This is a genomic window from Pseudomonas sp. S2_F03, from assembly GCF_054668335.1.
Genome location: NZ_CP162759.1, coordinates 2,221,526 through 2,235,034, shown reverse-complemented (window position 1 = coordinate 2,235,034; position 13,509 = coordinate 2,221,526). Strand labels below are relative to the sequence as shown.

The following is a 13,509-nucleotide window of genomic DNA, read 5'->3' as shown; positions in this document are numbered from 1 at the left end:
GTTGATCGTTCCCACGCGGAGCGTGGGAACGATCAGGTGATCAGGTTAAATTGCCGGTGTCCAGGTCACCCCGAACATCAATGCCCGACCTTCTTCGCGGTACCCATACTGATTGCTGTCGTGGCTGTACAAGGCCCGGCTGTAGCCTTTGTCCAGCAGGTTATCGACCTTCAGCTCAAGCTTGATCTCACGATCGAGTTCCCAACTGCTGCGCAATCCGAGCAACGCATACCCACCCAACGGCTGCTCATTGTTCAAGTCGTCGTAGCTGCTGCTGACGGCTTGCCAACTGGCACCGAGACCGAGGCGATCAAACTGTCGATCCAGGTCCAGACTCAACGTCCGTCGTGCCCGGCGAGCCAAGGTGTGGCCGGTGTCGCGGTCGCGAGGGTCGATGATTGCGACGCCAAGGTTGCTCTGCCAGCCGAACAACTCCTGTTTCAACGCAGCTTCAAACCCGTTGATCCGTGCTGAAGCGACGTTCTCTGGCCGAGAGTTGCTGCCGAAAATAATCGCGTCTTCGAGATCCGTGCGGTATAGCGACGCTTCCAGGCGACTCGTTTCAGTCAACTGGCTGCGCCATTGCAGTTCATAGCTTTTCGACGTTTCAGGTTTCAGGTCCGGGTTGCTGAAATCCGGGTAGTACAAGTCATTGAACGTCGGCGCACGAAAGCCTTCGCTGTAGCTCAGCAGTACGTCGTTATCCGGGTTCAGCGGCAAAGTGAAGGTGCCGCTCCAGCTGTTCTGACTCCCAAACTGCTGGTTCTCGTCGTGGCGCAGGCCCAGCTCAGTGGAAAAACTGTCCGCACGGTAGTGATGCTGGAAAAATGCCGCGCGGTTCCAGCGACTGTCTTCATCGAAGGCCGTGCTGCTGTTGACCCGGTCTTCGTACCAGTCGCCGCCCAGGAGCAGGTTATTACGGTCGTTGAGCGTCAGGTCGTTCTGCCAGTTCACCGAGTCGCGGTAGGTGTTGAATACGCTGCGTTCATCGCTGAGCTTGTCTGAGGTTTTCTCGCGGTTTTCGCTATGGCCGAATTCGAGGCGGGTTTTCCAGGCGTCGTTGACCCGTGCATCGACGTAACTGCTGACGCTGCTCACATCGAAATCGCTGGAAGGCTGCTGCTGGACCGACTCGAAAGTGGTGGTGTCGAAACGGCCAAACGGGTTGTCGAACTCGCTTTTGCCCCGGTTATCCAAGACGTTGGCGCCGATTTCGAGATCGTCGGTGAGCGCGTGGCTCACGCTGAAACTGACCGATTGATTGCGGTACTCATCGTGATCGCCATCACTGGGAAACGACTGCTGCGTGCGATTGATCCCGGCGGTTTCATTGAGGCTGGCACCGAGATTGAAGCGGGTTTTCTCATCGCCGCCGGACAGCCCGAGGCTGCGTTCCCAGGTCTGGTAACTGCCAAATCCCACGTGCATCCGCGGTTGCAGGCCTTGCTCGTCACCACGGCGGGTGAAGATCTGAATCACCCCGCCGATAGCGTCGCTGCCATAAATCACCGAACGGGAGCCGCGCAGCACTTCCACGCGCTCGACCTGTTCGATGTTGATGTGCTGCAGGTTGCTGTCGCCCGACGTCGAATTGCCGATGCGCTGACCGTCCACCAGCACCAGACTTTGCGCCGACTGAGTGCCGCGAATGTAAACCCCCGGCAGACTGCCGCGCCCGCCGGTTTGCGCAACTTGCACACCCGGCACCCGGCTGAGCAGGTCGGTGATGCTGTTCGGCTGCAGGCGGTCGATGTCTTCGCGGGTGAATACCGTGTTGGCGGCGCTGCTGTCGTTGCGCGCTTCAACCTGACGGTTGGCAGTGATCAGAACGTCCGGCAGCTTCAGGGCTTGATCGCGTTCGAAGGTATCGGCCAGCAACTGGCCGGCCGGCAGCAGGGTCAGCGTCAGGGCGAGGGGGGAGAGTTTCATTGGCAATCCGTTGGCTCGTTCTAGCGAACACAATTTTGATAGGTCCACAAAACACTGTGGGAGCGGCGGTGCGGCGATCCGACTTGCCCGCGAAGGCGTCGGCACAATCAACATTGAAGTTGGATGTGCCGGCCATTTCGCGGGCAAGTCGGATCGCCGCACAGCTGCTCCCACAGGGAGAGTGTATTTAGCGGTTCAGCAGTTGCAGGCGTTCGCGGATCGAAGCTTCGATCCCAGCCTCGTCCAGCCCGCACTCGGCCAGCATCTGCGCAGGCTTGGCGTGTTCGACGTAGAGGTCCGGCAAGCCCAGGTGCAGCACCGACTTGAGGATGTTCTCGCGCGCCAGGAATTCACTGACCGCGGCACCGGCACCGCCCATGATCGCGTTTTCTTCGATGGTCACCAGCAGCTCATGGCTGGCGGCGATGTCACGAACCAGCGCTTCATCCAGCGGTTTGACGAAACGCATGTCGACCACGGTCGCATCCAGCGTCTCGGCGACTTTCAGCGCCTCGGCCAGTTGCACGCCGAACACCAGCAGGGCGGCTTTGTTGCCCTGACGACGAACGATGCCTTTGCCGATTTCGATCGGTTGCAGGTCCTTCTCGATGGGCGCGTTCGGCCCCGAACCGCGCGGATAGCGCACTGCCGCCGGGCCGTTGTAGAGGTGGCCGGTGGTGAGCATTTTACGCAATTCGTTTTCGTCGCTCGGGGTCATCACCAGCATGCCGGGGATGCAGCGCAGGAACGACAGGTCGAAGCTGCCGGCGTGCGTCGGGCCGTCTTCGCCCACCAGACCGGCGCGGTCGATGGCGAACAGCACGTCGAGGTTTTGCACCGCGACGTCATGGATCAATTGGTCGTAGCCGCGTTGCAGGAAGGTCGAGTAAATCGCCACCACCGGTTTCGCGCCTTCGCAGGCCATGCCGGCGGCGAGGGTTACTGCGTGTTGTTCGGCAATCGCCACGTCGAAGTAGCGCAGGGGGAATCGTTCGCTGAACGCCACCAGGTCCGAGCCTTCTTTCATCGCCGGGGTGATGCCGACCAGGCGTGGATCGGATGCGGCCATGTCGCACAGCCATTCGCCAAAGACCGCCGAATACTTCGGCCCGCCGGCTTTCTTCGGCGCGGCGGCCGGTGCGTCCAGCGGTTCGAGTTTGGTGATGGCGTGGTAGCCGATCGGGTCGACTTCAGCGGGGGCGAAGCCTTTGCCTTTCTTGGTGACGACGTGCAGGAACTGCGGGCCCTTGAGGTCGCGCATGTTGCGCAACGTGGCGATCAGGGTCGGCAGGTCGTGACCATCGATCGGGCCGATGTAGTTCCAGCCCAGCTCTTCAAACAGCGTGCCGGGTACCAGCATGCCTTTTGCGTATTCTTCGGTGCGACGGGCGATTTCCCAGGCGCCCGGCAAGCGCGACAGGACTTTTTTGCTGCCTTCACGCATGCTCGCGTAAGTGCGGCTGGAAAGGATTTTCGCCAGGTAGTTCGACAGCCCGCCGACGTTGCGCGAGATCGACATGTCGTTGTCGTTGAGGATCACCAGCATGTTGGCGTCCACTTCCGGCGCATGGTTCAGCGCCTCGAACGCCATGCCGGCGGTCAACGCGCCGTCGCCAATCACTGCAATCGCCTTGCGATCGCTGTTTTGCAGACGGGCGGCAATCGCCATGCCCAGCGCTGCACTGATCGAGGTGCTGGAGTGGCCGACGCCAAAGGTGTCGTACTCGCTCTCGGAACGACGCGGGAAGGCGGCGACGCCATCCTTCTGGCGCAGGGTGCCCATGCGCTCGCGACGGCCGGTGAGGATTTTGTGCGGATAAGCCTGATGACCCACGTCCCACACCAACCGGTCGTCCGGGGTGTCAAAGACGTAATGCAGCGCGATGGTCAGCTCGATGACGCCCAGGCCGGCGCCGAAATGCCCGCCGGTCTGACCGACCGTGTAGAGCAATTCCAGGCGCAACTCATCGGCCAGGGTTTCCAGCTCGGCTTCGCCTAACCGGCGCAGGCCGTCCGGCGTGTTGGCGCGGTCGAGCAGGGGCGTGGTCGGGCGTTTGCGGGGAATCTCATGAAACGTCGTGGGCATCAGGCGAATCGTTATAGGTATAAAAGATGCGGCAGTTTACCTGATGCTTCGCCCCCTGCCCACGCGTTGGTCTTAACTTGGCCGATACGCTGTCAGCTACGCCGTTCGACGATGTAGCGGGCCAGATCGCGCAAGGGCTCGGCGGCCGCGTCAAACGGTCGCAGCGCGTGCAGGGCCTGGTCGCGCAGTTCCAGCGCGTAGGCCTTGGCCGCGTCAAGGCCGAGCAGCGCCGGGTAGGTCGGCTTGTCGCGAGCGATGTCAGCGCCCTGGCGCTTGCCGAGGGTTTCGGTATCGCTTTCGACGTCGAGAATGTCGTCCTGGACCTGAAACGCCAGGCCGATGGCTTGTGCATACGTTTGCAGCGCTTTGAGTTCGTCCTTCTCGGCGCGGCCGCTGGCCAGGGCGCCGAGTTTGACGCTGACTTCGATCAGCGCGCCGGTCTTGTGCCGGTGCATGTACTCAAGGGCTTTTTGATCGAGCTTGAGGCCAACCGAACCGAGGTCGATGGCTTGACCGCCGACCATGCCCGCCGGGCCTGCCGCGACGGCCAGTGCGCTGACCATCTGCAGGCGGATCTCGGCGTCAGCTTCGTTCAGGTGCGGGGCAAGCAGGGCGCTGAAGGCCAGGCTCTGCAAGCCGTCGCCAGCGAGGATGGCGCAGGCTTCATCGAATTTCTTGTGCGTGGTCGGCTGGCCGCGACGCAGATCGTCATCGTCCATGGCCGGCAAATCGTCGTGCACCAGAGAATACGCGTGGATCAGCTCCACCGCGCAGGCCGCACCGTTGGCTTGCTCGGCCTTGCCACCCAATGCTTCGCAGGCGGCATAGGCCAGCAGCGGGCGCACGCGCTTGCCGCCATTCATCACGCTATAGCGCATGGCTTCATAGAGGCGGGCGAGTTCGGGGCTCGGTGCGTTGAACAGGGTTTCCAGTGCCGCGTTGACACGGGCCTGGCTGGTCGCCGAATACGCTGCAATCATTCTGGCTGATCCGCGTCGAAGGGTTCCTCGGCCAGCTCGCCATCACGCTCGAGCAGCACTTGAACCTTTTGCTCGGCCTGGGCCAGCGCCGCCTGGCAATCGCGAGTCAGACCGATGCCTTGCTCGAAAGCCGTCAGCGAGTCTTCCAGCGACAATTCGCCGTTCTCCAGACGCTCCACCAGCGTTTGCAGGTCAGCGAGAGATTGTTCGAAATCCAGTGCAGCTTTTTTGCGGGCCATGGCGGCTATTTCCGGTTGACGTTAAACCGGCGCGACACTAGCAGACATGGGGGTTATGGGCAAATGAGCAGGGCAGTTCTGCCACAGTGCCGGCGGCAACCGTTTCAACTGCGACGCATCCTTTGTAGCAGCTGGCGAAGCCTGCGTTCGGCTGCGCAGCAGTCGTAAAATAAGCGCTCGCGGAGTATCAGACATACGGTGCAAACAGGATTGACGACTGCTACGCAGCCGAGCCCAGGCTTCGCCAGCTGCTACGTGATTGTGGGACGGCTCAACTTAGCGACTTATTCGGCTCATTTTGTGAGCCGAATAACACCGCTATTCGGCTCACGTCCCTGAAAGTTCGTGATTCGCGCAGCAAACCCATATGTATCCGATTGTTAAAAATCCGCCAAATGGCTACTCTTCGCGCCTTCTACGACCCAATAGTCACGGGTCTTTTTGACGAAACGCAGTATTTGGATCTGTAACGCGCCGAGGATCGGGCGCAAGGTTTCGTTATGCATGGCAGGAGGCGTCACATGCGTTCACTTCTTTTGCTGCTGATAGGGCTGGTCTGCGCGAGCGCGGCCTTGGCCGAGCCTGCGGCCGTGCTGTCGGAGCCGGTCGGTGGCTGGCGCTTCAACGGCCTGCTCGACCGCAGCGAAAATCCTCAAGTCGCCTACCCCACGCCACCCATCGACCGAGGGGTGCAGCGCAATCGCACGATGATTGAAGGCCAACTCAAGGCCTTGGGCACTCAGCGCGGGCCGCACACGTTGGCGGTCAATGGCAATCCTTTGAATCTGTACACCGACGAGCAGGGGCGGTTTGCCCGGCCGTATGCGTTCGGCGCCGGTTCCAACAGCGTCGAAGTGCGCAGTGCCGAAGGTCAGTCGCTCAAGCGCGTTCAATTCTATGAAGCCAACAACCTGCGCACCCCGGCACGGATTCGTGTGGTGTTGGGTTGGGATGATCCGAAAGCCGAACTCGACCTGCACATTGTCACCCCCGACGGTCAGCATGCGTTCTGGGCTCATCCGGCATTGACCAATGGCGGCGGCCTGGACCCGGACGGTGTCGACGGCCCCGGTCCGGAAATGTTCACCATGACCGCGCCGCTGCGTGGCACCTATCTGGTTTACGTGAACTATTGGGGCAACTTCGGCAACGGCGGCTATAACTTCGATGAGACCAGCAACCAGAACGAGGTGATTACCTCGCAGATCAACCTGGTGCTCAACGAAAACACCGTCGACGAAAAACGCGAGACCTTCATCGTGCCCCTGCGGGCCATCGGTGACCTGCTGCTGGTCAAGACTTTCAACTATTAAGCATCCCGCTCCACGGATGAATTGCTGAACTTTGGGAACATGAGCGTAAACATGAGCGAAAAGACTGTTTCCCCGGCCGCTGAAACGCCTGCTGCCAAAACTCCTCGCCGTTGGCCGGCGCTGCTGGTCGGGCTGTGCCTGGTGGCGGGCGTGGCGGGCGGTCTGGGCTGGTTCATGCACAAACCCAAGTTGCCGGTGGCGGCGCTGGCCAGTGACAAACTGGGTATGAGCCGGCCGGACGGCCTGCTCGAAACCCGCTCCTTGAGCCAATTGCCCAAGGACTTGCTGGCGGTGCCGTTCCTCAAGGAAACCCTGACCGAAGATTTCGTCTTCTATTACGAAGCGCATGCCGATCGCCTTGGTTTGATCGGCAGCCTGCGGCGGATCATCTACGAGCATGACCTCAAATTGCAGGACAGCCTGATCGAGCAACTGTTCGATCAACCGGCCGACGTGGCGCTGTGGCGCGGGGCGGATGGCCGGCTCAAGGATTTCCTGTTGGTGATGGATCGCGGCGGTCTGGCCAAGGTGCTGGAACCGCTGGCCAAAGTGGCGCTGGACGATGCGCAACTGACAACACTTGGCGAGGTGAAAGTCGGCACCGACGAGGTGGCGCTGTACCAGCTCACCTACAACAACAGCAAAGCGCTGGTGTTCGCCTCCCATGGCGACAAACTGGTGGTGCTGTCCAATCCCGCCAAACTCTATGACCCGGCCAATGGTCCGAGTGAAGAGCCGGGCAGTGTCTCGACCCTGGCGCTGGCGGCATTGCTCAATGGCGACAAACTGTTCCCGGAGGCGTTCGGCCTGCCACCGCGCGCACCGGAAGTGAAGCAACGCCTGTCGGTCAATTCCAGCGTCCTGGCCATGGGGTATCAGCGCTTCATCCCGAACTTCGCCGGCGTCCGTTTCGACATGGACGACAAGGGCTGGCACAGCTTCCTCGCCCTGGATGAACTGGAGGATCAGCCGGACTTCGACTTCAAGCCGATCTGGCAAGCCATGCCGATGGGCGCCAGTGCCTGCGTGGCTTTGCCGCTCGCCGCCGAACAACAGAAACCGTTGCTGGTGAAACTCGGCGCCGAAGAACCGGTGGCCGAGGCCCTGACCGAACATATGGCCGGCGCGGCGGGCCTGTGCTGGTACGCCGATTCTCGTCTGTATACGCCGTTGCTGGTGGCCAGCCTGAACGACAAGGGCAGCGCTAAACTCGATGCGGACCTGGGCACTTTGTTCGGCTCGATGGTCGGTGCCTTTGAACCCAACGTTGAAGAACACGCCTTCCCGGTGGTCGAGAAACAGACCGACCAAACTCATCAATGGCTGCGTCAGGTCAGCTCCAACTTCGGTCCTTATAAAGCCAAGGAGGCGCAGGACCCGGAAGCGATCTCCGGCAAGGCTTTCATGAAAGTCAGCCTCGCGCGTCACGGCTCGACGCTGCTGTTCTCCCTCGACGACAAACTCGTCGACAAGGCCCTCGGCACCCTCGACAAACGCTTCCCGCCGATGGCTGATGTGGTGCCCAAAGACCTGCTGATGCCGATGTACTTCGGCCCGGATTCCATGGCGCAACTGATGCAACAGGAAACCCTCGACAGCCTGCCGCAAGACATGGAGCCGGTGTTTTACAACGCCGCGCAAACCTACCTGATCCCGAAACTGCGCAAGCTCGGTGGTTATGGCAAGTACGCCCTGACCTTGCCTGAAGGCAGCGAGCCCGACGGCCACTGGCAATGGCTGCCGCTGGAGTGGAAAGCCCTGTGACCGCACTCATCCGAGGCCTCGGCTTGCTGGCGATGTTGCTGGGCAGCCGAGTGTTTGCCAGCGAAGCCGCGCCGCTTGATGTGCAGCAATCCCAGGTGTTCCGCGCCTGGTTCGTGCGCATCGCCCAGGAACAACTGACTCAAGGCCCGAGCCCGCGCTGGTATCAGCAGGACTGTGCCGGGCTGGTGCGCTTCGCGGCCAACGAAGCGCTGAAAGTCCATGACGATAAATGGCTGCGCAGCAACGGCTTGTCCAATCGCTACCTGCCGCCAGAGCTGCAATTGAGCGAGGCCCAGCGCGGCCTCGCCCAGCAATGGCAGCAGGGCGGTGGCAAGGTCGGGCCGTACGTCAACGCGATCAAACTGATTCAGTTCAACAGCCATCTGGTGGGCCGCGACGTAGCGCAAGCCCGGCCCGGCGACCTGATGTTTTTCGATCAGGGCGACGACCAGCACCTGATGATCTGGATGGGCCGCTACATCGCCTATCACACCGGCACCACCACCCCCACTGACAACGGCATGCGTTCGGCAAGCCTGCAGCAACTCATGACATGGAAGGACACCCGATGGATACCCGACGCAGCCAACCCCAACTTCATCGGCGTCTATCGACTGAACTTTCTCTCCCAATGACCGGTGCCCGCATGCTGCGTTTTCTGCCTCTACTGTTGGTCTTAGTGCTGCCTTTTTCGGCGGTCAATGCCGAAGACACCGTCGAGCCGAGCGGCTATACGCCGGTGGCCGGCGAAAGCTTTTTCCTGCTGGCCGACAGCAGTTTCGCCAGTGACGAACAGGCCATGGTGCGTCTCGAAGCGCCGGGCCGCGATTACCGTCGGTTCCGCATGGAGCCTTATGGCGGCGCCGACATTCGCGTGTACCGCATCGACAAACCGCTGGATTTTCTCAAGCGCCAGAAGAACCTGCACCGCGTGGTCAGCGACGGCCAGTTCAAGGGTGAAGGCCTGTCGAATACCCTCGCGTACCTGTGGGACAACTGGTACCGAAAATCCCGTCGCGTGATGCAGCGGGCGTTCTCCTACGAGTCGCGTCAACAGGTCACCGAGGAAGTGCCGGAACTGAAGATGGGCAATGCGATGTCGGCGCCAACGCCCTACGACGCTCAGCCACAATTCGCCCTGATCCCGGGCCTGCCGGTGGTCAGTCAATTCCGCTATCCGCTGTGGCAAGCCAAACCGATCCAGCCACCGACCGGGGTGAACCTGGCCGGCTCTTCCAGTGAGTTCGTCAGCGTTGCACCGGGCAATGTGTACATCCCGTTGGGCAACCTGAAACCGGGTCTGTATCTGGTGGAAGCGTTGATCGGCAAATACCGTGCGACGACCATGGTGTTTGTCTCGAACACCGTGGCCGTGAGCAAGATTGCCGGTGATGAACTGCTGGTCTGGGCCGCGCGCAAACACGAAGGCAGTTCGGTGCCCAAGGTCAATGTACTGTGGACCGATGGCCTCGGCGTAATGAGCAGCGGCGCCACCGATGCCGATGGTTTGCTGCGTCTGAAACACGTCAGTCCCGAGCGTTCGTTCGTGATTGGCGAGGACGAAGAGGGCGGGGTGTTTGTCTCCGAGAACTTCTACTACGACAGCGAAATCTACGACACCAAACTCTATGCATTCACCGACCGGCCGCTGTATCGGCCGGGGATTGAGTGTCGCTGAAAATCGTCGGGCGCGAGTTCAAGAATGCCCGGGATTCAGTGGCGCCGAGCGCTGCCGACGTCAACGTGACCGTTCTCGATGCCACTGGCACGGCGCTGCAATCGCTGGCGCTGAAACTCGATTCCAAGTCCGGCACGCAAGGTCGCTTCCAGTTGCCGGACAACGCGGTGGCGGGCGGTTATGAGCTGCGTTTCAGCTACAAGGATCAGGCTTACAGCAGCGCGTTCCGGGTCGCCGAATACATCAAGCCGCACTTCGAAATCTCGTTGAACCTGGCCAAACAGGATTACCGCACCGGCGAACCGGTCAAGGGCAGCCTGGTGTTGTTGTACCCGGACGGCAAACCGGTGGCCAATGCCAAATTGAGCCTCAGCCTGCGTGCCCAGCAATTGTCGATGGTCGACAACGAGCTGCAATACCTCGGGCAATTCCCGGTTGAGTTGACCAGCACCGAACTGACCACCGACGCCAAGGGCAACGCGACCCTCGACCTGCCGGCCGCCGAGAAGCCGAGCCGCTACATGCTCACCGTTTTCGCCAGCGATGGCGCTGCGTATCGCGTCAAGACCACCAAGGAAATCCTCATCGACCGTGGTGCGGCAAGTTTCAGCCTGAGTGCGCCGCGTCGCTTCAGCGCGGTAGGCGACAAGGTTGCTTTCAGCTACGTCAATGAAGGCGCCAACGAGCAGAGCAACGCGGTGACGCCGAGCAGCTACAGCTGGGTGCGTCTGGAGGACCAGACCACTGGCGAGGGCAAACTCGCGGCCACCGATAAAAGCTTCACTCTGGCCTTCGACCGTCCGGGCACTTACAACCTGACGTTGAAGGATGAGCATGGCCGCGTGATTGGCGCGACCGGTCATTCGGTCACCGGCGACGGCGTCAAAGCCGTGCCGGGCACCGTGGAAATCGTCCTCGATAAACCCGAGTACAAGGCCGGCGACGAAGCCCTGGCATTGATCACGTTCCCGGAGCCGATCAGCGATGCGCTGCTGTCACTGGAGCGCGACAAGGTCGAGGCCACGGCGTTGCTGTCCAAGGGCGGTGACTGGCTGAAGATGGAAAAACTCAGCGACACCCAGTACCGCGCGCGCATCCCGGTGAAGGATAGTTTTGCGCCGAACCTGACCTTCTCCGTGCTGTACACCAAGGGCGGCCAGTACAGCTTCCAGAACGCCGGCATCAAAGTGATTGCACCGCAAATCGACGTGGCCATCGCCACCGATAAAGAGACGTATCAGCCCGGCGATACCGTGTCGGTCGACCTGACCACGCAGTTCGCCGGCAAGCCGATTCCGGCGCACCTGACCGTCAGCGTGGTCGACGAAATGGTCTACGCGCTGCAACCGGAAGTCGCGCCGACCATCGACCAGTTCTTCTATCACCCGCGTCGTAACAACGTGCGCACCAGCGCCAGCCTGTCGTTCATCAGCTACGACGTTGCACTGCCGGGCAGCCCGGGCGCACCGGGCAAAGCCAACCGCAGTGAGCGCGGGGTGAAAGTGCTGGAGCGGCCGCGTCGTGAAGACGTCGATACCGCCGCGTGGCAGCCGGAACTGCTGACCGATGCCAACGGCAAAACCCGCTTCACCTTCAAGATGCCGGACTCGCTGACTCGCTGGCGCATTACCGCCCGGGCCATCGCCGATGACGGTCAGGTCGGGCAGAAGAAACAGTTCGTGCGCTCGGAAAAACCGCTGTACCTGAAGTGGAGCGGCCCGACCAAATTCCGTAGCGGCGACCAGCCTTCGCTCGGTGTTTTCGCCTTCAGCCAGGCAGAAAAGCCGGTCAAGGCTGAGCTGGTGATTCACTTCGCAGGCACCGAACAACGCGTGCCGGTGACGCTGAACAACGGCATCAACTACATCGCACTGCCCGCGTTCGCCTTGGCTAACGGTGAGTGGACCGCTGAGCTGGTACAGGACGGCAAAACCGCCGACGCTTTGGCTGTGCGTCTGACCGCGACCGGCGAAGGTTGGCAGGTCACACAAAGCCAAAGCCTGGACGTGGCCAGTGGCGATACGCCGCTGACATTGCCGGCAGACGCCAGCGACATTCGCCTGCGTCTGGATGACAGCCCGCAAGCGCTGTTCCGTTCGGCGCTGGATGATCTGTTGAGCTACCCGTACGGTGGCGTCGAACAGACGGCCAGCCAGTTGTTGCCGCTGAGCATCGCTTACCCGACCTTGTCGTCGAATCCGCAAATCCGTGATCGCTTGCGTTTGATCATGCAGAACAGCCGTCTGCGTCTGGTGCAAATGGCCGGGCCATCCGCGAGCTTCACCTGGTGGGGCATGGACGGTGAGCCGGATGCGTTCCTGACGGCGTACGCTTACTACGCCGACTGGCACGCCAGCAAGGTGCTGGAATTGAGCCTGCTGCCGGAGCATTGGCAGCGGGTGCTGGAGGTCTATGCCAAGCAGGCCAAGAACACGCCGCTGTTGCAGCGCGCGCTGATCCTGTCGTTCGCCAAACAAATGCAATTGCCGGTGAACACCTTGCTCAGCGGCTTGATGGACGATCTGGCGAAAGCCGGCGAGGGCAATGCCGCCAACCTGATGGAGGGCGGCGAAGACAGCCTCGTCATGAGTGATCCGGATTCGGCGCTGGGCCTGGCCGCAGCACGTACCTTGACCGCCTCGTTGGCCAAGCAGTCGAAGGTCGCTCTGCCGGACGCGTTCAATCGGCAGCTGGCGGCTGCGCAGCAACGGTTGGCGGTCAGTTCCCAGCCATTTGCCGAAGCGCTGAGCCTGTCGCTGCAAGCCTTCGATCAGGCTCACGCGGCAGCACTGTTGCAACGTTTGCTGCCACAGCAATCGACGCTGGAGCGCGCCCTGGCGCTGACCTGGTTGCAACGCAGCATCGAGCAGGCTTCGCCGACCATCGCCCTGGCACCGGGCGAAGGCTGGAAGAAAAACTACGGTGATACCGGTGAGATGTACTGGACGTGGCAGGGGCGCTACGCCTGTGCCGGCGGTGTTGTCGTTGAGTGGGGAGCAAGAGCGTCCCTTGCGTGCCGCGCTGAGCTTCCAGACCAGGCAACCTGCGGTTGATCCGATGGCCGTGACCATCACCCGTCGCCTGTCGCGTCTGGTGCCGGGTGACGAAGCCTTCACCTTCAAACTCGAAGCGGTCGGCTCCCAGCCGTTGTCCAGCGACAGTCTGTACCTGGACGAAGTCATCGTTACCAGCAAAGCCGCCAAACCGCTGCGGTACGGCATGGTCGAAGTGCCGTTGCCGCCGGGCGCCGATGTCGAGCGCACGACGTGGGGCATCAAGCTGATGGGCAAGGCGGGTACCGAACCGACTTCGCTGGAAAAAGCACGTTTTGAACCGGGGCAAATGGCCTATGCCATTCCGGTGGATGCCTTGAGCGGTGAGTTGCGCCTGCGGCATCTGGTGCGTTTCTCGCAGAAAGGCCAGTTCAACCTTCCGCCGGTACGTTTCACTCAGGTCTATGCGCCGCAACACCAAGCGCAGGAACAGAAGCCGGCCCTGGGTCAGGTCACGGTCAACTGAC

General features: G+C 61.4%; 7 protein-coding genes and 1 pseudogene. 4 read left to right on the top strand and 4 right to left on the bottom strand.

Features of this window, described 5'->3' with window-relative positions:
* Window positions 1-45: 45 nt before the first annotated feature.
* The 4 genes from AB4N76_RS10545 to AB4N76_RS10530 all read right to left on the bottom strand — a co-directional run bounded on the left by AB4N76_RS10545 (window position 46) and on the right by AB4N76_RS10530 (window position 5,234).
* Window positions 46-1,929 (bottom strand): TonB-dependent receptor domain-containing protein, encoded by a 1,884-nt coding sequence (locus AB4N76_RS10545; protein WP_077431190.1) that lies wholly within the window; start codon window positions 1,927-1,929, stop codon window positions 46-48.
* A gap of 187 nt (window positions 1,930-2,116) precedes the next feature.
* Window positions 2,117-4,015 (bottom strand): 1-deoxy-D-xylulose-5-phosphate synthase, encoded by a 1,899-nt coding sequence (gene dxs / locus AB4N76_RS10540; RefSeq protein WP_109787337.1) that lies wholly within the window; start codon window positions 4,013-4,015, stop codon window positions 2,117-2,119.
* A gap of 92 nt (window positions 4,016-4,107) precedes the next feature.
* On the bottom strand, window positions 4,108-4,995 hold the full coding sequence (gene ispA, locus AB4N76_RS10535) for a (2E,6E)-farnesyl diphosphate synthase (RefSeq protein WP_046028769.1): 888 nt from the start codon (window positions 4,993-4,995) through the stop codon (window positions 4,108-4,110).
* Entirely contained in the window at window positions 4,992-5,234 is a 243-nt protein-coding gene (locus AB4N76_RS10530) for an exodeoxyribonuclease VII small subunit (RefSeq protein WP_007894317.1), read from the bottom strand. Before AB4N76_RS10530 ends, ispA begins: the two co-directional genes overlap by 4 nt.
* Before the next feature lie 521 nt (window positions 5,235-5,755).
* On the opposite strand from AB4N76_RS10530, the gene AB4N76_RS10525 reads away from it, so the two are divergent.
* The 4 genes and pseudogenes from AB4N76_RS10525 (at window position 5,756) to AB4N76_RS10510 (ending at window position 13,508) form a co-directional block, all read left to right on the top strand.
* Window positions 5,756-6,547, top strand: a complete 792-nt coding sequence (locus AB4N76_RS10525; RefSeq protein WP_046028768.1) for a YfaP family protein — start codon at window positions 5,756-5,758, stop codon at window positions 6,545-6,547.
* A gap of 51 nt (window positions 6,548-6,598) precedes the next feature.
* Window positions 6,599-8,311, top strand: a complete 1,713-nt coding sequence (locus AB4N76_RS10520; protein ID WP_046028766.1) for a DUF2138 domain-containing protein — start codon at window positions 6,599-6,601, stop codon at window positions 8,309-8,311.
* Window positions 8,281-8,946 carry a DUF1175 domain-containing protein gene (locus tag AB4N76_RS10515; RefSeq protein ID WP_460164447.1) on the top strand — a complete coding sequence of 222 codons (666 nt, stop codon included), beginning with the start codon at window positions 8,281-8,283 and terminating at the stop codon, window positions 8,944-8,946. Before AB4N76_RS10520 ends, AB4N76_RS10515 begins: the two co-directional genes overlap by 31 nt.
* Window positions 8,943-13,508: pseudogene (locus AB4N76_RS10510) on the top strand (alpha-2-macroglobulin family protein). The gene AB4N76_RS10515 and the pseudogene AB4N76_RS10510 overlap by 4 nt, the downstream one beginning before the upstream one ends.
* The last annotated feature ends 1 nt before the right edge of the window (window position 13,509 follow it).